Source organism: Carboxylicivirga litoralis, from assembly GCF_025499605.1.
Taxonomy (GTDB): Bacteria; Bacteroidota; Bacteroidia; order Bacteroidales; family Marinilabiliaceae; genus Carboxylicivirga; species Carboxylicivirga litoralis.
In genome coordinates this window covers 1-23,576 of the sequence record NZ_JAFMVC010000007.1, presented here as the reverse complement: position 1 = coordinate 23,576, position 23,576 = coordinate 1, and the positions used below count along the sequence as shown (strand labels likewise).

Below are 23,576 nucleotides of genomic sequence, written 5' to 3'. Positions count from 1 at the left end.
TTTCCTTTGTCTATTATTTGATTAGAATGAAAATAAAGAATAAGAAGATATATAAAACGCCAACTGTACAGGAATATGTGATTGATGGTGATATTTCATTGGTCTTAATGTCATGGACTGATCCTGATAATCCTCCAGGTGGAGAAGATCCTGTACCGACGGCTGCAGCAACACAGAGTAGTGCTCTTCAAGAAAACCCCTTCGACGAAAACAATTTACAATAGCAAATAAAAATAACAAAGGCGACCAACGGTCGCCTTTGTTATTTTTATTTTGAAATCTATCAATCTCTAATGACCTAATAGCCTAATTAACTATCTTACATTGTTACTTGCCAGGTGTCTTCCAGGTTGTTTTTCCAATCGCTGAATTTCTCATTGCCACCGCGTACTTTCCAGTCAGAGTCAACGGTCAGTTTAGAGCTGATGCCGCCACGAGGATTGCAAATCATCGTTACACGGATGCGTTCCGGCTCATAGGTTTCAACCATATGATCGTAAAATACATTGATTAAGCGCTCGTAAGAAACTGTAATGTTACGTAAGTGGTGTACATATTCTTTCAACGACTTTAGCTCAATAATGCGCTTCTTTGGGTAAAATGTAATAAATACATCCGCAAAATCCGGCTGGTTCTTCACGCCTAAAAAGGTGAATTCAGGAATTTTAATCTTAATCTCGTAGGCCTGCCCGGTTGGGTTTGGTAAAGACTTTAAGATGGATGCATCAATGTCTTTGTACGTTAATACTTTTTGTTCCATTAATTAAATAATTTCGGTTTATGTTTTGCTTTATGAAGCACAAAAATAGTGATTTATAGCGGATGAAGAGGGCAATAGTGATAAATGTTAGTTTTTTAGGTAGAAGAGAGTGGATGGAAGGCAGAGGTGAGGGGAAGACCGAAGACTGCTGCCAAAGACTGAGGCAAGGAGGCTATATGGATTTTATCTAAATTCTCTTCGGACTTCATGTTTTTTTGATGTCCTTAATTGATAGAAATAGAGTAGCTTATGTTGTTTTAAGATGTTGGGTTATTTTCTGCTATGTCAATCGTCTCACTACTCACATCTCACTACTCACATCTAATTAAGAAAACTTCGGACTTTTTTAACTAATTTTGCGCCCGAAAAACGATATAGAAGTGGGACGATCACGAAGAAGTAAACCTTTATTAAAAAAGGTAACCATAACAGATGTAGCGGCCGAGGGTAAAGCTATGTGCCGGGTGGAAGACCGTGTGGTGTTTGTGCAACGCGCAGTGCCAGGTGATGTTGTTGATGTGCAGGTGACTAAAAAGCGCAGGAGCTATTACGAAGGTTTTCCTGTTTTTTTTCACGAATACAGCTCTATTCGGCAAGAACCATTCTGTGAGCATTTTGGTGTTTGTGGCGGTTGCAAATGGCAGGCACTACCGTATGAACATCAGCTAAAATATAAAGAGCGCGAGGTGTTGAATAACCTATCGCGCATTGGTAAGGTTGAGTTACCTGAGTCAATGCCAATTTTGGGCTCTGAAAAAACAGAGTTTTACCGTAATAAGCTGGAGTTTACTTTTTCGAATAACCGTTGGTTGTCGGAGGAAGAGCTGCAAAGTGAAGAACCAATAGAACATCGCAATGGAGTTGGTTTTCACATACCGGGCATGTTTGATAAAGTAGAAGATGTGAAGAAGTGTCATCTTCAAAAGGATCCATCCAATGCTATTCGATTGGCCATTATGGACTATGCACTGGAGCATGGTTTAACTTTTTTTGATTTGAAAAAGCAGGAGGGTTTCTTACGAACATTAATCATCCGCACAAGTTCTACAGGTGAGTTAATGGTTATCCTGACTTTGTTTCATGAGGATAAAGAAAACAGGGAGGCTTTGTTGACTCATATCAAAGAGCAATTTCCTGAGATTACTTCATTGATGTATGTGATTAACGCTAAAAAGAATGATACCATTACCGATCAGGATATAATTCTGTTTAGTGGTCGTGATCATATTTTTGAGGAGATGGAAGGATTAAAGTTTAAGATTGGCCCAAAATCATTCTATCAAACGAATTCGGAGCAAGCGTATGAGTTATATAAAGTAACCCGTGAATTTGCGAATATCAAGCAGCATGAAGTTGTTTATGATTTATATACCGGAACGGGTACCATTGCTAACTTTGTAGCTCAGCAAGCTAAGAAAGTAGTGGGAGTGGAGTATGTGCCTGAAGCGATTGAAGATGCAAAAGTCAATTCGGCTATTAATGGCATTGAAAACACCGTGTTTTTTGCGGGTGATATGAAGGATGTGCTGAACTTTAATTTTATTGAAAAGCAAGGTCATCCCGATGTGATGATTGTTGATCCACCTCGTGCCGGTATGCATGCCGATGTTGTAGAGACCATTTTAACCACAGCTCCGGATCGTATTGTGTATGTTAGTTGTAATTCAGCTACTCAGGCGCGTGATTTAAACTTGTTGGATGTACGTTACAAAGTAACAAAAGTGCAACCCGTTGATATGTTTCCACATACACATCATGTTGAAAATGTGGTGCTTTTAGAAAGGAAGTAAGAAGCAGACAAATATACAAAGCCGCAGCCTACTATCGTTTATCTGATGGTAGCTGCGGTTTTTTGTATGGTGTTATTAGCAATTATCGCATTTGAACTTGCTTGTTCTTTCTGGCGTTTAATAGCAATGTTTTGCATCCATCTGGATAAAAATGGTGTTTTATTCATCCAAAACAATAAGGTATTTACTGACCCAGGGATACAAATGACTTTATCGCTGTTAAGGTTTGCTAATGACGTATCAACTACTTTTTCTATGGGTGTCCATAAAAAGCGCGGAACACGTTCAACAAATTCCGCTTCCCTTTTGATTGACGAATGGAAAGCAGTGGGCGTAAAACCAGGGCTTAGGGCTTGCACTTTAATACCATATGGTGCTACTTCACTCTGAAGTGTTTGCGAAAATTTAATGATTGCTGCTTTGGTGGTGGCATACATGACGCTTCCTGGAAGTTCCATAAATGCAGCAAAAGAAGCCAGGTTAATGATGTAGCCTTTATGCTGTCGTATCATTGTTTTAAGGACGGCTTTGCTAAATCGAATGGTGCTGACAAGGTGTACATTCAGCATTTTAAGCTGTTCTTCCAGTGAAATCTCCATAAAAAAGCCTGCAATGCCAAATCCTGCATTGTTAACAAGTAGGTCAATGCGTTGTAGTTCTTTTAATTGTTGTTCAACTTTCAGTATATCCCTTTCCTTCGATAAATCAGCAACCATGTAATCGACTATTGCATGATATTGATCGTATAATGATGCTGCTGTTTTTTGAAGCTTTTCATTGTTTCTGCCAATCAATAGTAGGCTATAACCTTCTTGGGCAAGCTTATTGGCAAAAGCAAGACCAATGCCACTGGTTGGACCTGTCAATACGGCAAATTTTCTGTGTGCAATCATTTTAATGGTGTTTCCTACTGATAAAGTTAATTAATATTAGGTAGTTCTGTTTGGCTTTCTGTTTAAAATGACAATATACAAGGGCGAAAGTTGCATGTGACTGTATGGAGTATATCATAAAGAAAGCTTTATTTTAACAATGCTTGATTTTACCTATCTTCATCATGGCATGTAAATTGCTATTTCTGTGTCATTCTTATGAACCTAAACAAAACTTAATTTTATTGCTATGAGGGTAATTAATAGATGTAAAGTAATTAGCACGAGATTTCTGTTTGTATTGATACTGCAGGTCGTTGTTGTGAGCTCAATGGCTCAAACCGATCTTATCAAACTGAAACAAGTTATAGAAGAGGACAGTACCTTGTTGAACGGTTTGGCTGGATATGATGCTCCTGTTCGAAATGATATTTTAATAGTTGCTCAACATCCTGAAGTGCTCAATCGGCTAAAAGACCAGCAGGAAGCGGCACAACAATCGTTTCAGAATATTATAGGAGATTATGATCGTGATACACAATTTGGTATTTATGAATTGAGTCGTTATCCTGATTTAATTAAAGAATTAACCATCCAGGGGAAGCTGAAGAAGAAAGAGATAGAGAATATAATCTTGTCTTATCCTGAAGATATTCATGAAGCAGCTTTGAAATATGGACGAAAGTGCTACAAAGCACTGGCTTCGATTGAGCACCTGAATGAAAAGAACCAAAAAGGCTTTGATGATTTGATTAGTAAATACGATACTGATTTTCAGGCATCGATAAAACGCCTAATAGATACACCAGAGGTTTTATCGACTATGGCCGAAAATATTGAGTTTACACGATTGGCGGGAAGCGTATATAAGCAATATCCCGAAGATGTGGATGCAAAGCTGGAAGTGCTGCATAACCAAATAAAAGCGCAAAAGGAGCAGGAGCTAGCTGATTATCAGGAGGAACTAAAAGAAGATCCGGAGGCTTACCAGGAGATGTTGAATGCGGCAGAGCAGTTTGCAGCAGAAGAGATGAGTAACAAAAGTATTACTGACCCGGTGACAAAAGAGGTGGAAGTGGTGCATGTTAACCATTACTCCTATTGGTATGGTTATCCCTATTGGTACAGTTATCCTTATTGGCGACCATATCCATGGTATTATCATACGGGTTTTTATTATGGACCACGAGGCGTTGTGTTTATTGGCATGCCTTCCTATTGGTATGTGGGATGGCACCACCGCTATTATCCGAACCGCTATCCGCACCTGACGTATCATTATTATCGTCATTCGTATCGCCATCCGCACTCTTATTATAATTTTAACCGTACAGTGAATGTCAATATCAAAAACAATATGAATATTGACCGTAGTAACCTGGCACGTATTGATAACAACCGGGGAAAGATTATTCCTAGGCAATGGCCCAGCCAGCGCCCGGTAGCAAGGCCGGATGCTCGTCCATCGGCACGACCAGAGGCCAGGCCGGCAACCCGTCCATCGACACGCCCGACGCAACCAACCCAAAGGCCGTCTACTCGTCCGTCGACCAGGCCAACGCAGCCAACAACGAAACCTTCTACCGGACCTGCTACGCGACCAAGTACGCCAACAACACGTCCGGCAACCCGACCTGCGCCACGAACGAATTATAATAACTATCGTTCGAATGAGAGTTTCAGGCAGAGTTGGAGTCGGCCATCAACACCTGCAGCACGACCAGCTGCTCGCCCTTCTGGAGGTTTTAGAAGGCGGTAAAGTTATCTGATTATTGAACCTTAAATGCTTGGGCATATGAAAAAGTTATTGGTTTTAGTAATGATAGGAAGTTTGTTAGGATCATGTTCTTCTATTCGTACGACCGCGGATTGGGACCCATCTGCTGATTTCAGGGCTTATCAAACATTTAATTTTAGTCAGAGTTTTAGTGAGGTAAAGGTGAGTGATTTGGATAAGCGCCGGATTAAAAATGCCATTAAAGTGGAAATGGAGAAACGTGGATACTCGCTTTCTGAACAGCCAGACCTATTAGTGAACGGTTATGTCACAGCTGTTGACAAAACGGTAGTTACCAACACGCATTATGGTGGTTGTGGACCATATTACTATGGTTGGGGAGGTTGGTATACATCTACCGATGTTAATAAATACCGCGAAGGTACCTTGATAATTAGTTTGATTGATGTACGCCAGAAGCAATTGGTTTGGGAAGGTAGAGCCGAAGGTTTTATTCCTCCTTCGCGTGGTGAAAAGCGCACCAGAGCCACCGATGAACTTATGAAGCAACTCTTTTTAGAATATCCGATAAAATGACGAAATCATAGAATTATATCGACCTTAAGGTTTCTAAAGCCTTAAGGTCATTTTTTAGCTTAATCGTCCTTTGTAATCGTCGTAACCAAACTCTTTAACCACGTTCAAGCCTTTTTTATTGTCCCAAATAGCAATGGCTGGGTGAGGAACACCATTAAACATAGTGGTTTTCACCATCGTGTAGTGAATCATGTCTTCAAAGATTAGCTGGTCGCCAATTTGTAACTCTTTGTTAAATGACCAAAACTCCATGTAGTCGCCAGCCAGGCAGCTGTTGCCGCCGAGGCGATAATGGTATTTGCCTTCAATGACTCCTTGTTCACTATTTCGCACCCTGGGTTGATAAGGCATCTCGAGGCAGTCGGGCATATGTGCTGTAAACGACACATCCAGAATAGCTGTTTTAATGCCATTGTTCTCAACAATATCTACTACTGAGGACACTAAATCACCGGTTTCCCAGGCAAAAGCACTGCCGGGCTCCAGGATGATGTGCAGGTTCCATTTTTCTTTGAAGCGTTTTAATAGTTGAATAAGGTGCTCCGTATCGTAACCTTTTCGGGTCATCAGGTGACCGCCTCCCATGTTGATCCATTTAACCTGAGTGAGGTGGTTGGCAAAACGCTCTTCAATAGCTTTGAGGGTAAGCTCTAAATCATAAGACGATGATTCGCATAAAGTATGGAAATGAAGTCCTTCAATTTCTTCAGGCAGTTGTTCAGGCAGTTGACTGGCAATTATGCCTAATCGGGAACCCGGCGCACATGGATTATAAAGGTCGGTTTCCACATCGCTAAACTGTGGATTGATGCGCAAACCAACAGAAATTTTATCTGTATGTTCTTTAATGTTTTGCTTAAAATGGTTGAATTGCGATAAGGAATTGAAGGTGATGTGACTGCTCATGGCCATTATCTCCTTAAAATCTTCTGTTTTGTAGGCAGGAGAATAGGTGTGTGCTTTGCTGCCCATCTCTTCAAAAGCCAATCTTGCTTCAAAAACAGAACTGGCAGTTGCTTTAGGAATATATTCCCGCACAATGGGGAAAGCACTCCACATCGAAAAAGCTTTAAACGCCATGATAATTTCTATTCCGGCTCTATCACGAACCGATTTGATGAGTTGAAGGTTGTTTCGAAGGAGCTGCTCATCAAGTACATAGCAGGGTGTCTTTATTTGTGAATAATCAATTGGCATAGCATCATATTTTACGCAAAAATAAGAAATCAAACGAATTAAAATGCAAAGACCGCTACCCATGCAGGTAACGGCCTTTAGCAGACTTTTGTTTTTATGGCTAATGTTTGTCTATTCTCCGCTTTTTCCGTAGTTAGGCAACACACGGGCACTTGGGTCATTCACATCGCAATTTTCCCATTCTTTGTTTGGCATCCAGAAATCTTTCACTGATTGGCTCCTGCCTGGGAAGTGTTGTTCAAATATTTCACGATACATTAATGACTCTTTAGAAATAGGAGTGGCATGCGTATATTTTGCTTTTTTGGCTTCAAACTCCTCATCGCTATACATTTCTTCTGCATAAGCTTTTAAGTAGTCAACGACGCTGTGCCCCACGGCATCAGAGAAGGCTGCTTTTTCGCGATATAAAATATCTTTTGGCAGATAATCACCTTCAAAAGCTTTGCGCAACAAGTATTTTCCAATACCTGTGAAGTTCATTTTTTTCTCAGGTTGAATGCTCATCACGTACTCTACGAAATCCAGGTCGCCAAATGGTACGCGGGCTTCCAAGCCGTTACAGGAGATGCTTCGGTCGGCCCGCAATACATCGTACATGTAAATTTCTTTCAGTCGCTTCTCTGCTTCTTGCTGGAAAGCTTCCGGTGACGGTGCAAAGTCGGTGTATTTATAACCAAAAATTTCATCACTAATTTCGCCGGTCATCAGTACTTTGATGTCGGTATTTTCCGAAACGTATTTACAAACCATGTACATACCCATAGATGCACGAATGGTGGTAATGTCGTAGGTTTCGATACAGTATATCAAGTGACTTAGTGAATCAAAAATATCCTGACGTTTAAATAGCACTTCGGTGTGATCGGCTCCTAAGTAATCTGCTACAATACGGGCATATTTAGTGTCAATCGGGTCGTCTTCAATACCAACGGCAAAGGTGCGTATTGGCTTATTCAGCATGCGGGCGCCTACGGCACACACCAGGCTCGAATCCAGACCGCCACTCAATAAGAAACCAACCGGAACATCAGCATGCAAACGCTTTTCAATACCTTTTGTCAGGTAATGATTGATGTTCATAAATATTTCATCCTGTTCGTGATCAACAAACTTCTCAACTTTAGAAATGTCGCGGTACTGTTTGATGGATTCACCGTCATAATAATGCCCCGGAGGAAATGGTTTTACATCATCGCATAGGTCGTGCAATGACTTCATTTCGCTGGCAAACATGATGGCACCATCTTTATCGTGACCGTAAAATAACGGACGAATACCGATAGGATCGCGTGCTGCAAAGTATTTTTTGGCAACTGAGTCGTAAATGACGAATACGAATTCAGCATCCAGTGATTTAGCTGTTTCTTCAATGCCTTTTTCAAGGAACAAAGGAATAATTACCTCGCAGTCACTTGATGATTTAAATTCAAACGAATTCTCATATTTTGTTTTAAGCGCATTGTAATTATATACTTCTCCATTACATACCAAATTAATGTGCTTATAAACTAAAGGCTGATTACCATTTGCAGAAACATCCATAATGCTTAAACGGTGGAATCCCATCCAGCCATTATCATCAAAATCTCTTGTTATTGAGTTATCAGGTCCACGGTATTGGATCTTTTTAAACTCTCTGGCAAACTTAAGTTTGTCCATTTTGTCGCTTCCTGTATAAACTGCAAATCCACACATGACAATTATATTTTTAATTAGTAATGGAGTAAATTGTTTTATATTCTGATTCAAAAGTAATGAATCATTATTTAAAAACAAGAAAAACTATCAAAAAATAAGTAAAAAGATAAAATAAATAACAAATAGTAATATCTAAATTGTGGGGGTGGTTGTGAGTATTGTTATTTTAATGCTTGTGCGAAAGAGCTTAAAAAAGGGGGTGTGAGTGGAATTGAGTGAATGGTGGTTGGTTCAAATAATAAAAAAAGGGGGGTATCTCAATAATTATTAAAAATGCAAATTATTACAATAACACACTATTTAGTTACAAAATGAAAAATGTAAAGGTGGTTATGTGTCATAGTGATTTGTAGGGATGCAAAAAAAAAGCTGTCCTTTGGACAGCTTTTTAGGTATACTTAGTTATTGCTTTATAACTCAATATCAACATCGTGTTGTTCAACCCATGGTAAGCCAAGTTTGTTTAGCTGTTCCATAAACGGATCTGGATTGAATTCTTCTACATTATATACACCTTCTTTTTTCCAAAGGCCTTGCAGGTACATCATGGCACCAATGGTTGCTGGCACACCTGTTGTGTAACTCACGCCTTGTGCACCCGTTTCGTTATAGGCATCCTGGTGTTTGCAATTGTTGTAGATGTAATAGGTTTTCTCCTTACCATCTTTCAAACCTCTGATGCGACAGCCAATCGATGTTTCACCCGTGTAGTTCTCACCTAAATCACCCGGATCTGGCAATACGGCTTTCAGGAATTGGATAGGTACAATCTCCTTACCTTCATACATAATTGGTTCGATGCCTGCCATGCCTATATTCTGAATCACTCTCAAATGAGTCAGGTACTCCTGGCCAAAGGTCATCCAGAAACGGGCACGCTTCAATGATGGGAAGTTTTTGGTTAATGATTCTAACTCTTCGTGATAAATAACGTATGATTCACGTTCGCCAATATTGGGGTAGTTCAAAGGTTTGTGTATTTCATGTGGTTCTGTTTCCACCCACTGGCCATTTTCCCAGTACTTGCCCTTTTGTGTGACTTCGCGGATGTTAATCTCAGGATTGAAGTTAGTTGCAAACGCTTTTCCATGATCACCTCCATTACAATCAACAATATCCAGATACTGAATTTCATCGAAGTGATGTTTAGCCGCATGGGCGGTGAAAATACTTGTTACACCTGGGTCGAAACCACAACCCAAAATTGCGGTAATACCAGCTTCTTTAAATTTGTCCTGATAGGCCCATTGCCATTTGTATTCAAATTTGGCTTCGTCAATTGGTTCGTAATTAGCTGTGTCCAGGTAGGCTGTTTTAGTCTCCAGACAGGCGTCCATAATGGTTAAATCCTGATAAGGAAGTGCCACATTGACTACAATATCAGGCTTGAACTCATTAATTAGTTCAACTAATTCAGGTACATTATCAGCATCCACTTGTCCTGTTTGGATGCGATTTCCACCAATACGCTCAGCAATAGCATCGCACTTACTTTTTGTGCGGCTGGCAAGCATAATTTCAGTAAAAACAGATGGCAGTGAAGCCATCTTGTGAGCCACTACGGTACCAACACCACCAGCTCCAATGATTAAAACTTTACCCATTTTATAAGAAATAATAAAACGTAATGTACTGTATTATTGATGATAATAAACGATGCGCACGTGATTATGGCATCAGTGCAAATTGACAAAAAAAATAGAAAAGTAGCAATAGGTTTTTCGAATAATATTTGAGGGAATTTAGCAAAGAAAGAAATGGCTATTAATTTATTATCAACTAGACCAGTAGGTCTGTTTTGATTATTGAATGTGCTGTTAAGTAAATATTAAAGTGTTGTATATTAGTGTGTGAAGTTGTGTTTTTAAATCTATATTTTGTACTTTTCGGCCGATAAATGAAATTGAATATGTTAAAATATAGATTTGTATTTGTTTTATTGGCTTCGATAACCCTGTTGTCGTCGTGTTTTTCGTCAGGAGAAAAGAATAATGCGGCTTCTGAATCAGTTGTTATTGGTTTTTATAATCTGGAAAACCTATTTGATACAATTGATACCCCCGAAGTTCGTGATGAGGAGTTTACACCTAAGGGCAAGAAGGCATGGGATGCGGAACGATATGAAGTTAAATTGGCAAATATGTCAGCTATTATTGGTGCTTTAGGGGATACTGTATTAAATGCGGGGCCTGCCATTATTGGTTTGTGTGAAGTTGAAAACAGGAGTGTTTTGGAAGATTTAGTAAACCATCCCAACTTAAAAGCTTATAATTATCAGATAGTGCATCAGGATTCGCCTGATAAAAGAGGTATAGATGTTGCTTTGTTGTACCGATCAAATTATTTCAAGGTGGATAATGTTGATGCACTACCTCTTTATATATATGATCAGGAAGATGGAGCGCGAGTTTTTACCCGCGATCAATTGTTAGTAAGTGGTCAATTAAAAGGAGAGCAATTCCATGTGGTTGTTAATCATTGGCCTTCACGTTATGGCGGTGAGGAGCGAAGTCGACCATCGCGAAAAGCAGCGGCGCAATTGACGCGCTCTATTGTTGATTCATTGCAAACTCTGGATAAGGATGCTAATATTATTGTGATGGGAGATTTAAATGATGATCCGAATAATGTTAGCGTTAAAGATGAGTTGAGGGCTGTTGTTAAAAATGATTTAAGCGGTAATGATTTGTATAACCCTCTTGCCGAAAAGCACCAGGAGGGAGTGGGAACACTTTGTTATCGGGGCTACTGGAATATGTTTGACCAGATTATTATTTCGCAGAACCTATTAAATAAAACGACTGGTTTACGTTTTCGCAATGCCTATATATACGACTCAGAGCAATTGCGTGAACAGGATGGGAAGTATAAAGGCTATCCATTAAGAACTTATGTGGGAAATAGATACATGGGAGGATATAGCGATCACTTTCCCGTATTTATCGTATTAGAATAGTATTTATTAGTTTATACCTTTAGTTATGGATGAATGGTCGGATGGCAAAAGTGCTTTCCGGCCATCTCTGTTTTAAAAAGGTTTATTTGTAGAGATTGTTTGTTTTGATGTACTCAAAGGCCACTTCAGGAATTAAGTAGGGTACTTCTTTTCCCACTTTGATCCATGAGCGAATGTCGGTGGATGCCAATTCAACCAAGGGAGCATTCGTTAATTTACAATTAGCAGGTAATTGCCCATCGTTGATGGAGTAGCCCAGCCGCGGATAAACCAATAACTGGTGTTTGTCCATAATTTCATCTGCCGCCTTCCATTTGTTGAAACGAACAATATTGTCAGCTCCCATAATAATACTGAATTGACAGTTAGGGTGCTTACCCTCAAGTGCTTTCAGCGTATCAATAGTATAAGATGGGACAGGTAAGCTGAGCTCTATGGCTTCCACCCGATAGCTCTTTTGGTGCTGAATTGCCAATCGCACCATTTCTATACGATGTTCTGCACTTAATAAGTCATCGGCCTTTTTAAAAGGGTTTTGGGGGCTAACGACAAACCAGATTTCATCTAGGTCTTCAAAAGCAAGCATGTAGTTGGCAAGTGCCAAATGCCCAATATGAATGGGATTGAATGAGCCAAAAAACAAACCTACTGATTTCATGGAAGTTTATTTAATTAAAAAGCTGGCAAGTGCTTTCTCTGTTTCTTCAAGAGCCTGTTCAAGCTTATCGTTCACAATAACCTTATCAAATTCTGGTGCAAAGGTCAATTCTTTTTCAGCTTTGGCAATGCGCATATCAATTTTTTCAGAGGAATCAGTACCTCTGCTGGTAAGCCTGTTTCTCAACTCTTCAATAGAGGGGGGCTGAACGAATATACTCAGTGCTTTATCGCCGTACATTTTTTTGATATTAACTCCTCCAACAACATCAACATCAAAAACAATATTGTTACCGGCTGTACAGATGCGATCTACCTCACTTTTCAATGTGCCATAATAGGTGTTTTTATACACTTCTTCCCACTCCAGGAAAGCACCTTCGGCAATTTTAGCTCTGAATTCGTCTGGCGACAAGAAATGATATTCTACCCCATTTCTTTCATTTCCACGAGGTGCCCGGCTTGTGGCTGATATAGAGAATTCCAGATTAAAGCCTTTGTCTAGCAAGGCTTGTACGATAGTACTTTTGCCCGAGCCTGATGGCGCTGAAAATATAATGAGTTTACCTTCTTTTTTTGTTTTGTTGACGGTCGTATGGTAACAGAAATCTTTCACTGGGGAGTTTTTGTAGTGTTGGACGATTACTTAGAAACTGTTTAAATTTTGTTTTTGTGAGTTATTTTGAATGAATTATGTTCTCAGATGAAGCAAAACTAATGCGAAATGAAATTCGTGAATGCGATAAACAATAGACACAGAATGAACAATAGCATCGCTATTTAAAGAAGTTTTGCAGAAATATGAGGGCTTAAGTCGTCAAAATAAACCGAAGGATAAAACTTAAACAGTTTCTTAAAGCACATTTAATATTTGTTCTTTAATTTTCTCTAACTCGTCTTTCATGCGAATAACTATCTTTTGCAGATCGGCATCGTTGGCTTTTGATCCGAGGGTATTTATTTCCCGGCCAATCTCCTGACTGATAAAACCGAGTTTTTTACCAACGGGTTCAGTGCTTTCGATGGTTTCCATGAAATAGTTAAGGTGATTGCTCAGTCTTACTTTCTCCTCGGTTACATCGAGTTTTTCCAAATAAAAGATGATTTCCTGTTCAAAGCGGTTTTCATCTATTTTGTTACTTTGCCCAAGTTCTTCCAGGTTTTCACGTATACGCGTCTTGATTTTTTCAATGCGCTGTGATTCATAATTAGGAACCTCGTTTAAAAGTTCACCAATCATTTTAATTCGGTCTTTAATATCAGCTTCAAGGGCCTGACCTTCACTTCTTCTGAATGCTGTAATGTCCTTAATCGCCTCACTTAACGTGTTTGAAATAGCTTTCCACTCTTCCTCATCCAGCTCAGCCAGTTCCACTTTTACCGTATCGGGCAAAGGCATAATAACCTTCAGATAATCGGTAGAGTTATCGAGGCCGAGGTTATTGGCAATATTCTTCAATTGCTCGTGATAATTAGCGATAACCTGCTGATTGATTTTGGTAATTTTATCTGAGGTGGCAGCTTCCACATAAAAACTTAAGTCAATTTTGCCTCTTGATAATTGTTTGCCCAATAAACTTCTGACTTCAATTTCTTTTTCCCGGTACAGGTTTGGTAGACGTGTATTGAGGTCTAACTGTTTGCTGTTGAGTGATTTTATTTCAATGCTTATTTTTTTATTAGGGAGCTCGCATACTGCTTTCCCATAACCGGTCATCGACTGAATCATAAGTTTCTAATATTACAAGTAAAGCTCAAAGGTAATCTTTTTCCAGTATTTGACTAAGTAAAATAAGAGAGGCTCTTAATAGAAAATATGTTTGTCTAAATAAAATTATTAAACATCAAACAATCAATGAGTTTTATTTAGAAGAAGGTTAAATGACTAAGAAAAAGAATAAAAGATTAAACAAAAATGATTGAGTTGAGTTTTCCTTACAAATCACCTTTTAAAAACCATTAAATATTAAGGACATGAAACGATTTATTGACATTTTTGGAAGAAACCTAATGGTAATAATGCTTTTATTGGGTTTAGCATTTGTAAATGTATCTTGTGAAGACGACGACGATAAAGATGAGTCAGGCGATATGGATCCTATGCCTGAAGAATCGATGACTATTACTGACATTGCCGCAGGTAATGCCGATTTCAGTATTCTGGTGGCAGCGCTTCAAAAGGTAGGCTTAGACGATGATTTGGCTACAAAGACAAGTGAGTTCACTGTATTTGCTCCAACAAACGCAGCTTTTAGCGATTTATTGAATGAACTGGACGTATCTGGTTTGGATGATATTCCAGACGATGTTTTGACTAGCGTTTTATTGTACCATGTTGTTGCAGGTACAAACAAAGCATCAATGATTTCAAGCGGTTATTATTCAACGCTTAGCACTGGGCCAATGGATGGTTATGGTTTGTCATTCTACGTAGATATGGAAAATACGATGATAAATGGTCGGGCTAATATCACCTCGACGGATATAGAGGCTGATAATGGTGTTATACACGTTATTGATAAAGTTATTTTACCGATGAGTATTACAGATCATGCTATTGCGAATCCAGCTTTCTCGTCACTGGTAGCCGGTGTTTCTAAAGCAGGTTTAGTAGAAGCTTTAGCCGATGAAAGTGCAACTTATACGGTTTTTGCACCTACGGATGATGCATTTAATATGTTTTTTACTGACGCAGATCTCACATTGGATGACCTGAGTGCAGAAACTTTAAGTTCAGTTATCTTGTACCATGCCATGAGCGACTTTATACCTGCATCGATGGTAGAAGCCGGATATTTTCCAACCTTGAGTACTGCATTTGACCGAAATGTGAGTGTTAAAATCGATACCGAAGGGGGTGTGTTTTTAAACTCAGATAGTGAGGTTGTTGCTACGAATGTTGTTGCTACGAATGGAGTGATTCATGCGATTAATAAAGTGATTATGCCTCCAAGCGTTGTAGATATTGCCATTGATAATGCAAACTTTTCCATCTTAGTGGAAGCTGTTGTTAAGGCTGAGTTGGTTGATGCTTTGTCAGGAGATGGTCCGTTTACAGTTTTTGCGCCAACCAATGCTGCTTTTGAAGAATTGTTTACCGCGATTGGAGTTACAGGTATTGCAGATTTATCCAAAGAAGATTTAACTCCGATTCTTTTAGCTCATGTTGTTAGTGGAAACGTCGCTTCAACTGATTTAAGTAACGGAAATGTGCCTACACTTAATGAGCAAAAAACACTGGCAATCAACATCGATAGTGGTGTTTCAATTGATGGTGCTATCAATGTAGTTGCTGCTGATGTACAGGGTAATAATGGAATAGTTCACGTTATTGACAAGGTGATTGTTCCTTAATAATCGGCTCTGGCGTTGAGCTTAAGGGGACATTGGGTGTCCCCTTTTTTGTTGCTTATATTTCTGAAATTGCTGAACATTATTTGCCAAATAAGCGTTTAAAGTTCTATTAACCTGAGTCCGATTTAAATTTCAGAATTCAGATTGTCATAAAGAATTGATATACAAGGCAAATTTTGGAGGGCTAGCGAGCTAGTTCGAAAAATTTTACGTCGAACTCAGGTTATTAAAGCAAGAAAGACTATAGATAGACCGGATATGGCATTTTATTCAATAAAAGATTTAGAAAAGATTTCAGGGATTAAGGCCCATACAATCAGAATTTGGGAGCGTCGCTACAACCTGATTGAGCCCCAACGAACAACAACAAATATTCGTTTTTATAACGATGATGATTTAAAACGAATATTAAATGTTTCTATCCTGAACCAAAATGGCTATAAGATATCTAAAATTGCCATGATGTCTGAGGTTCAACTTCGGGAACGAGTGATTGATTTGTGCCTGGATACCCGAAATACTGATGTTCAGATTGAAAGCTTGTTGGTTGCTATGCTCGAAATGGATGAAAACAAATTCACCAATGTACTCACCAATTCAATTATCAAACTAGGTTTTGAATCCACTGTTGAAACTATCTTATTCCCATTTTTGGATAGGATAGGTATATTATGGCAGGCGGGTACTATTAATCCCGCTCAGGAACACTTTATATCTAATCTGATTCGTCAGAAACTAATAGTCGCGATTGATAATGAAATGCAGAATTTTGTTCCAAAGGCTAATAAGAATATAGTCTTCTTCTTGCCTGAGAACGAATTGCATGAAATAGGCCTGTTGTTTTACAGTTTGATTGCCCGTAAAGAGGGCTATAATGTTGTTTATTTAGGGGCATCTGTCCCGGTTGAAGATTTAAAAGTAGTGGTTGATGTAAGAGGAGCTGATGCTTTATTTACTTCATTTGTGTCAGCGAGAAAGAAAGAAGAATTGGAGCAATTGTTGATAGACATAGTTGAAACAATTCCTAATATCCCTCTCTATATGATGGGTTTGCAGGTGCGAGAAATACAGCCGGCTATTCCATCATCTTGTCAAATAATAAGTTCATCGAAAGAGTTTAAAGAGAAAATTAGTCAATTGTAAACTTATTGGGGTTTAACGACCCCCTTGTATTTCCATCTTCCGGTAAAATAGTAGATAAAAGAGCCTGCCAGTCCCATACTCCAGCCAATTGGGATGGCCCACCAAATGCCGTTTACTCCAAAGTGTTTGGATAAGACCACTGCAAAAGGGATACGAATAACCCAAAGCGAAAATAATGTAATGAACATTGGTATTAATGTGTCGCCGGCACCTCGTAATACGCCATGCATTACAAACATGGTTGAGAATATCATATAAAATGAGCTGACAATTACCAGGTAGTTGGCGCCATGAGAAATGACCGCTTCATCTTGTGTAAAAGCTCGCATCATTAGTTCGCCAAAAAAGATAACGGTGAGCATTACAATCAGAGATATGCCCCAGGCCATAAACAAAGTGGCGCGTAGTCCTTTTTTTATGCGATCTACTTTTTGTGCTCCAAGGTTCTGCCCAACAAAGGCCGATAGGGCACTGGCCAGATTAAGCGCTGGCATAGCAGCTAATGCATCAATTCGACTGGCAACAGAGAAGGCGGCCAAAACATCGGTATCAAAATTATTAACAATACGAATAAGCGCCATAATTCCCAGGGCAACGAATGTTTGTTGAAAGCCCGTAGGTAAACCTATTCGAATGCTCTGCATAAATAATTCCTTGTCGAAGCGAAATTTAAAGACATTAAAGGAGATGATCTGATGCCTCTTATTCAGGTAAATAGCTCCTGAAATAAAAGCTCCAGCCTGTGCAATCAATGTAGCATAGGCAACGCCGCTAATGCCCCACTCAAAAACAACAATAAAAACAATATCCAGAACGATATTTACAATGGTGGCAATAACCATAAAATACAGAGGGGTCATGGAGTCGCCTAAACCACGTAAGATGGAAGATGTTCCACTGAAACCAAAAAACGCTATCATACCCATCATAAAAACGTTGAAGTAATCGGTAGCTAACGGGATTACTGCTTCTTCGACATGCAGCAACCTAAAAATCTCTTCACTAAAGAAAATACCAATGCTGGTAATAATGATTGAGGCAATAAATAAGAAGATATAGGTGGTATCAATGGCTCTTTTTACTTTTTCCAGGTTTTTAGCGCCAAAATACTGACTGATAATGATAGTTGCACCACTGCCAATTCCAATAACAAATGCAATCAATGCATAGAAAATAGGAGAGGAGGCTCCTATGGCGGCCAATGCTTCTTTACCAAGGTAATTACCAACAATAACACTATCAACTACGTGATAAAGCTGCTGAAGTAGGTTGCCCAGCACCATAGGTAATGCAAATTTAAAAATCAGTTTAGCTTCATTGCCTACGGTCAGGTCTTTCATGTAGATATTTCTATTGAGTATTGACAAGTACAACCAATTGATGGCTGCTTTGGTTTATTTTAACCCGCAATATGCATTAGCTAATCTATTGCATCTTGAAACTACTTCAAAACAAAACGTTTTACTCACTTGCTTCAACTCACCATAGCCGTGCTATGAATCGTCTCAGTAAGTATTTGTTTTATTGTATTTTCAATGTTCATCACAAAATCTAATGTATAATCCGGGTTTAAGCCGAGTGCAAAGCAAGATAAAAAAACAGGGGCATGCAAAACTAGCACTAAAAAAAGGCTGGCTCCAAAACGGAACCAACCTTTAAGTGCGTGATTGAGTAATTGTTATATTATACTGTTTCTTTTACAGAAGGCGCTAACTCCACAGTAAAGTGACGCATTAATGGCGCTTCTTCAAGAATGGTATATCCGCTCTTAATTTCATCACGACGATCGTAAACATTTTTCAATGCTACGGCAATAACGTCCATGTGATTGTTGGTGTAAACGCGACGAGGAATGGCTAAACGCAATAATTCCAAGTCCGGATAACGGTTTTCACGTGTTTCAGGATCCCTGTCGGCCAATAGAGTACCAATTTCTACGCCACGAATACCAGCTTCTTTATACAATTCAATGCCTAATGTCTGGGCAATGTATTCTTCTTTAGAGATGTGTGGTAAGAAGCGCTTAGCATCTACAAAAATAGCATGGCCACCAAATGGCTCTTGAACCGGTACACCAAATTCTTTAAGCTTATTACCAAGGTATGCCACTTGCTTAATGCGTGTTTCCAGGTAGTCGAACTCGGTTCCTTCATCCAGTCCTTGAGCTAAAGCATTCATATCGCGACCCGACATACCTCCGTAAGTCACAAATCCTTCGTAAATAATATTAAACTGGCTGGCTTTTTTGAATAAGTCCTCTTCGCGTAATGCGATAAAACCACCCATGTTTACGATAGCATCTTTCTTACTACTCATGGTCATGCCATCGGCGTAAGTATACATCTCTTTTACAATTTCTTTGATGCTCTTATCGGCATAGCCTTCTTCGCGTAGTTTGATGAAATAAGCATTTTCAGCAAAACGAGCAGAATCGAATAATACGCGGATGCCATATTCTTTAGCCAAGGCGTATACTTCGCGCATGTTTTGCATCGAAACAGGCTGACCTCCTGATGAGTTACAAGTTACTGTCACAATAATCATCGGGATATTCTCCTTGGGGTGCGATTGTAAAACGTGCTCCAGTTTATTTAAATCAAGGTTGCCTTTGAATGGATGATCAACTGTTGTATCAAAAGCCTCATCGATGGTGCAGTCAATAGCGCTGGCTTTTCTGAATTCGATATGGCCTTTGGTTGTGTCAAAGTGTGAGTTTCCCGGAACAACATTACCTTCTTTAACTAAAGCAGAGAATAATACATTCTCGGCTGCACGCCCTTGGTGAGTTGGTAAAAAGTAATCGAAACCAAGGATGTTTTTAATAGCATTTTTAAGGTTGTAATACGATGAAGCACCAGCGTAGCTTTCATCGCCTAACATCATTGCAGCCCACTGACGATCGCTCATAGCACCGGTTCCACTATCGGTTAATAAGTCGATGAAAACTTGGTCGCTACGAAGGTTAAATAAATTGTATTTAGCATCTTTGATCCACGCTTCTCTTTCTTCACGTGTACTTTTACGGATGGGTTCAACCATCTTAATCTTAAAAGATTCTGAAAAAGGTAATTCCATTGTATATGTATTTTTAGTTTTTTTAGAAATAGCAGGTGCCAATAACTAACAAATCAAATTGCATGCTACAACAACAGTGCAATTCGTATTGATAAAATAGTATTGAAATATTAAGGTAGAGAGTGCCGTTTGTTAACGGCCATTAATAGGTGAATTCGTCGCGGTTTTTAATGTTTATAAAAACCCGATTCGACAATGCAGATTGTATATAGTTATTCACCATTTTCATCTATTAATTGATGCAAATGTAAAAAACTAAAATAACTGACAAAAAAAAGTGGTGTTAAATTGTAAGGTTTATGCTGAAAATCATATTTACATATTAAGCAACTTCTGATTAATTGACATTTACTTAGTGTTTTATGATTTTTAAAGAGGAGATTTAAAATGAAAGCTTCTATGGGACTGAAAGTTGTAGTTTATTAATTATTCTATGGATATACCGTGTTTTTATGAACATGTTAATACTAAAATTATACCATTTTGAATACTTTATTGCTTCGGGTTTACGGATAATCCTGTTATTTTTGCCCAATAAAATAGCCTGCACATCAATACATGCATCAGTTTTATGAGTATTTCTTCAGTTACAAATAAAAGGTTAGTTATTATCTTGCTGGTTTTCTGCTTTGGATTGTCCACTTTAATAAAAGCACAATGGCAAGGGGTTGGTTTTGATTGGCGTTATTGGTCCGAAGAGCCATCTTTGCATCGACCATGGCAACGCAGGTTATTTAAATATCAGGATGTAGATAGGTACCCTCAATTCAATCAACTTTACATTGCCGAATACATTGGACAGCAAGTTGAAGAGCAAAAGGAATTTGAAAGTTACCTGTTTCCTCCGTTAAAAAAGTACAGCATTGAAACTTATAAGTTTGAGCCCAAATTCAGGATGCCAATTCTGCCTGATATATGGTATCAACCGCAGTTTTACACAAAAAAAGAGTTGCGCGAATATGAAGAGTTAATGCGGTCGACAGCTTTATCCAATAAACACAAAGAGAAGTTTAGTGAACGGTTTTTTATATCAGAGGCGCGTGATAATTACGTATTTACACATCCTGAAAATATAATGCATTCATGGGATTCAATTCCTGAGCCTCCAAGACTTGGGCGAGGTGGTTTTTTAAAACGGCGCTCGGCTCGTGACGGTATTAACTTGCTTTTGCGGGATAATGCCTATGATACGCACCCAAGTTTAGAAAAAATAAAATTTTCTTCAGGGCCGTGGACATTAAAAGGAACAGAGAATATTCTGCTATCGCAGGGATATGTTGAAAACTGGGTGAAAGGGGGAGAAAGTAGTATTAGTCTTGGTAGTGACTTGCGCCTAATTGCCAACTATAAAAAAGGAAAGCATGAATGGGATAACTATATAATTCATAAAATAGGCGTTGTTTCGACCGAAAATGATCCGGGGCGGGTTAATACTGATTTGATTGAACTCAACACTAAGTATGGTCATAAAGCTTCAGAAAAATGGTATTACAGTTTCTTGTATAATTTTAAAACGCAGTTTTTTTATGGTTATAATAAGGATGACGTTGATAAAGAAACTCCAATCTCCGGCTTTTTAGCTCCGGCCTATATGTCGTTTGCCATTGGTATGGACTTTAAGCCGAGTAGTAAATATACATTGCTGTTGTCTCCTATTACCACACGTGTTACGCTTGTTAATGATATTGACAAATTTGACGAAACAGATTATGGTATTGCCGAAGGTGAAAAAACCAATGTGGTTAATGGTATCTCTATTGTCAATAACCTTGCCTATCAAGTATCAAAAGAGGTAAAACTATCGTCAATGTTAGATGCTTTTTACCAATATTTAGGTAAAGTAAGAGAAGGAGAAGAGCGTCAGGTTCAAATAGACTGGGAGGTTATTGCCGATATGCGTATTAATCGTTTTTTGACAACTCGAATATTGGCTCATTTGCGTTACTTTACCAACGAATCGAATAGGGTACAAATACGCGAAAGTTTTAACATTACTTTTAGTTATAATTTTTAAAAATAGCTGAAAGTCAAGTGTTAATATATAGCTAACATTCGTTTTAACTTCTTTTAACTTTAGTTATTATGTGTTAGTGATAAAACGCTTTAAATTTGCAGTGTAAGAATAAGGGAAAAACAAATAGAGTTTAGGGAAAAGATTTGTAACCATTTTATTTTTCTTGCGTAATAGAAGTTGAAATTAAGGCACTAAGTGCCAATAAAGATATTGAGTAAGTTTTCTCATAGTTTAGGGTTAGGTTTGGTTAAAAGTTGAAAGTCGTCTTAAAGAATGCTTTAAGGCGGCTTTCTTTTTTATATGATTTGTTAAGAACCAATTCTTAAATTAGCTTGTTGTTTTATTAGTTATTCTTCAATAATCTTGAATTGAGTTTTAAAAAGGACAAGCAGTATTATAAATTTAGCTTCTACGGTTTTTTCAAGAACCTTAAACTCTTCGATCCCTTTCTGTTGTTGTTTTTCGTCGAAAGTGGAATTTCATACTCTGAGATTGGTGTTTTGTATGCTTTTCGTGAGTTAGTAGTCAATTTGCTTGAGGTAGTTTCTGGTGTGATTGCAGATGTCCTAGGTCGTAAGAGGGCTATGGTGAGTGCCTTTACTAGTTATTTGCTAAGTTTTGTTCTCTTTTATTTATTTTCTGGTTTTTGGGGATTTTTGCTGGCTTTTTTCTTTTATGGAATAGGAGATGCTTTTCGAACGGGCACACATAAGGCCATGATTCATGCTTACCTGGTTAAAAACAATTGGCAGGCCGAAAAAACACGTTATTACGGCATGACCCGATCGTGGTCGCAGAAAGGTTCCGCAATATCGTCATTAATTAGCGCAGCTTTGGTGTTGTATACTGGAGATTATGCATTAATGTTTTTGATGACAACTATTCCATATTTATTCGATTTATTGCTCTTAAGTTCCTACCCTTCTTATTTAAATGGAGATACAAGTGGGACATTACGATCGGTTGTTCAAGGGTTTAGATTGCATATGGGCAAGCTGGTCAAGGCCATTGTTAATCGTTCGGCCTTAAAAGCTATTGTGTTAACCAGTGGATTTACAGGTTATTATAAAGCTATACGTGATTATATTCAGATAATAATTACAACATTGGCAACTGCATATGTGTTGTCTGATTCGTTTACTAAAGAGCAAAATACGTCTATCTATATTGGTTTTATTTATTTTGTCATTTATTTAATTACTTCATACGCCTCGCGGAATGCTTATCGTCTAGAAACTTTTTTTACACAGGCAACAAGCCGTCTGGGCTGGCTGCAAATTTCAGGTTATGTTTTTGGTCTGGCAGCAGGTGTGTTGTTCATGATGGACAATGTCGTTTCAGCCTTGTTGTTGTTTTCCACTATTCTGATTATTCAAAACTTACGAAGACCATTAGCAGTCAAGTATATTACTACCCAGTTTGACGAAAAGATAATGGCTAGTGTTATGTCAGTAGAAAGTCAGAGCGAAACACTTTTTGCTTCTATTTTGGCATTTTTATTAGGAATTTTAGTCGATGTTATTGGATTGGGGTGGGGAATCGCCTGTTTGTCTGTATTATTAATAATCGTGTCGATTGCTTTTCGATGGATAAAGGTTTAGATTACTTAAAAACGTAATGTATGATGAAAAATAGTTTATGGCTTTTAGTTCAGTACATGACAAAAGTATAATTAATTGAAAATCAATTAATTAAGTAGTTAAATTGCTTGCTTAAAACCTTGATATTCAGTATCTTACAAAA

At 38.4% G+C, this 23,576-nt stretch carries 19 protein-coding genes; 9 read left to right on the top strand and 10 right to left on the bottom strand.

What is annotated here, in order from left to right; genetic code table 11:
• Positions 1-26: 26 nt before the first annotated feature.
• Positions 27-224 carry a hypothetical protein gene (locus J1N10_RS08630; RefSeq protein ID WP_262326295.1) on the top strand — a complete coding sequence of 66 codons (198 nt, stop codon included), beginning with the start codon at positions 27-29 and terminating at the stop codon, positions 222-224.
• 95 nt (positions 225-319) lie between these two features.
• Here the strand turns inward: J1N10_RS08630 and queF are convergent, their stop codons facing one another.
• Entirely contained in the window at positions 320-760 is a 441-nt protein-coding gene (gene queF / locus J1N10_RS08625) for a preQ(1) synthase (RefSeq protein WP_262326294.1), read from the bottom strand.
• A gap of 380 nt (positions 761-1,140) precedes the next feature.
• On the opposite strand from queF, the gene rlmD reads away from it, so the two are divergent.
• Positions 1,141-2,550, top strand: coding sequence for a 23S rRNA (uracil(1939)-C(5))-methyltransferase RlmD (gene rlmD / locus J1N10_RS08620; RefSeq protein ID WP_262326293.1), 1,410 nt, complete (start codon positions 1,141-1,143; stop codon positions 2,548-2,550).
• A 38-nt stretch (positions 2,551-2,588) separates the two neighbouring features.
• Here the strand turns inward: rlmD and J1N10_RS08615 are convergent, their stop codons facing one another.
• Positions 2,589-3,443 (bottom strand): SDR family NAD(P)-dependent oxidoreductase, encoded by an 855-nt coding sequence (locus tag J1N10_RS08615; protein ID WP_262326292.1) that lies wholly within the window; start codon positions 3,441-3,443, stop codon positions 2,589-2,591.
• A gap of 229 nt (positions 3,444-3,672) precedes the next feature.
• Here J1N10_RS08615 and J1N10_RS08610 point away from each other — a divergent pair, with 229 nt between their 5' ends.
• Positions 3,673-5,181: a DUF3300 domain-containing protein gene (locus tag J1N10_RS08610; RefSeq protein ID WP_262326291.1), complete on the top strand. Its 1,509-nt coding sequence runs from the start codon at positions 3,673-3,675 to the stop codon at positions 5,179-5,181.
• A 36-nt stretch (positions 5,182-5,217) separates the two neighbouring features.
• Entirely contained in the window at positions 5,218-5,736 is a 519-nt protein-coding gene (locus J1N10_RS08605) for a DUF4136 domain-containing protein (RefSeq protein ID WP_262326290.1), read from the top strand.
• Between the two features lie 54 nt (positions 5,737-5,790).
• On the opposite strand, the gene nspC is transcribed toward J1N10_RS08605, so the two are convergent.
• The 3 genes from nspC to J1N10_RS08590 form a co-directional block, all read right to left on the bottom strand.
• Positions 5,791-6,933, bottom strand: coding sequence for a carboxynorspermidine decarboxylase (gene nspC / locus J1N10_RS08600; protein ID WP_262326289.1), 1,143 nt, complete (start codon positions 6,931-6,933; stop codon positions 5,791-5,793).
• 111 nt (positions 6,934-7,044) lie between these two features.
• The gene (asnB, locus tag J1N10_RS08595) at positions 7,045-8,631 is read right to left on the bottom strand and encodes an asparagine synthase B (protein ID WP_262326288.1); all 1,587 of its coding nucleotides are present in this window, start codon (positions 8,629-8,631) and stop codon (positions 7,045-7,047) included.
• A gap of 413 nt (positions 8,632-9,044) precedes the next feature.
• Positions 9,045-10,238 carry a saccharopine dehydrogenase family protein gene (locus J1N10_RS08590; RefSeq protein ID WP_262326287.1) on the bottom strand — a complete coding sequence of 398 codons (1,194 nt, stop codon included), beginning with the start codon at positions 10,236-10,238 and terminating at the stop codon, positions 9,045-9,047.
• 305 nt (positions 10,239-10,543) lie between these two features.
• Between J1N10_RS08590 and J1N10_RS08585 the strand changes: the two genes are divergently transcribed.
• Entirely contained in the window at positions 10,544-11,590 is a 1,047-nt protein-coding gene (locus J1N10_RS08585) for an endonuclease/exonuclease/phosphatase family protein (protein ID WP_262326286.1), read from the top strand.
• Between the two features lie 82 nt (positions 11,591-11,672).
• On the opposite strand, the gene nadD is transcribed toward J1N10_RS08585, so the two are convergent.
• From nadD to J1N10_RS08570, 3 genes are all read right to left on the bottom strand, one after another.
• Entirely contained in the window at positions 11,673-12,248 is a 576-nt protein-coding gene (gene nadD / locus J1N10_RS08580) for a nicotinate (nicotinamide) nucleotide adenylyltransferase (RefSeq protein ID WP_262326285.1), read from the bottom strand.
• Positions 12,249-12,254: 6 nt separating this feature from the next.
• Positions 12,255-12,863, bottom strand: coding sequence for a guanylate kinase (gene gmk / locus J1N10_RS08575; RefSeq protein WP_262326284.1), 609 nt, complete (start codon positions 12,861-12,863; stop codon positions 12,255-12,257).
• Between the two features lie 237 nt (positions 12,864-13,100).
• Positions 13,101-13,976: a YicC/YloC family endoribonuclease gene (locus J1N10_RS08570; RefSeq protein WP_262326283.1), complete on the bottom strand. Its 876-nt coding sequence runs from the start codon at positions 13,974-13,976 to the stop codon at positions 13,101-13,103.
• Between the two features lie 245 nt (positions 13,977-14,221).
• Here J1N10_RS08570 and J1N10_RS08565 point away from each other — a divergent pair, with 245 nt between their 5' ends.
• Entirely contained in the window at positions 14,222-15,601 is a 1,380-nt protein-coding gene (locus J1N10_RS08565; RefSeq protein ID WP_262326282.1) for a fasciclin domain-containing protein, read from the top strand.
• A 258-nt stretch (positions 15,602-15,859) separates the two neighbouring features.
• The gene (locus J1N10_RS08560) at positions 15,860-16,744 is read left to right on the top strand and encodes a MerR family transcriptional regulator (protein WP_262326281.1); all 885 of its coding nucleotides are present in this window, start codon (positions 15,860-15,862) and stop codon (positions 16,742-16,744) included.
• Positions 16,745-16,746: 2 nt separating this feature from the next.
• Here the strand turns inward: J1N10_RS08560 and J1N10_RS08555 are convergent, their stop codons facing one another.
• Positions 16,747-18,084, bottom strand: a complete 1,338-nt coding sequence (locus tag J1N10_RS08555; RefSeq protein WP_262326280.1) for an MATE family efflux transporter — start codon at positions 18,082-18,084, stop codon at positions 16,747-16,749.
• A 343-nt stretch (positions 18,085-18,427) separates the two neighbouring features.
• The gene (locus J1N10_RS08550) at positions 18,428-19,819 is read right to left on the bottom strand and encodes a tryptophanase (RefSeq protein ID WP_262326279.1); all 1,392 of its coding nucleotides are present in this window, start codon (positions 19,817-19,819) and stop codon (positions 18,428-18,430) included.
• 571 nt (positions 19,820-20,390) lie between these two features.
• Here J1N10_RS08550 and J1N10_RS08545 point away from each other — a divergent pair.
• Together J1N10_RS08545 and J1N10_RS08540 are read left to right on the top strand one after the other, a co-directional pair.
• Complete coding sequence (locus J1N10_RS08545; RefSeq protein WP_262326278.1) at positions 20,391-21,833, top strand: DUF3078 domain-containing protein; 1,443 nt, start codon at positions 20,391-20,393, stop codon at positions 21,831-21,833.
• Between the two features lie 368 nt (positions 21,834-22,201).
• Complete coding sequence (locus tag J1N10_RS08540) at positions 22,202-23,434, top strand: MFS transporter (protein ID WP_262326277.1); 1,233 nt, start codon at positions 22,202-22,204, stop codon at positions 23,432-23,434.
• The last annotated feature ends 142 nt before the right edge of the window (positions 23,435-23,576 follow it).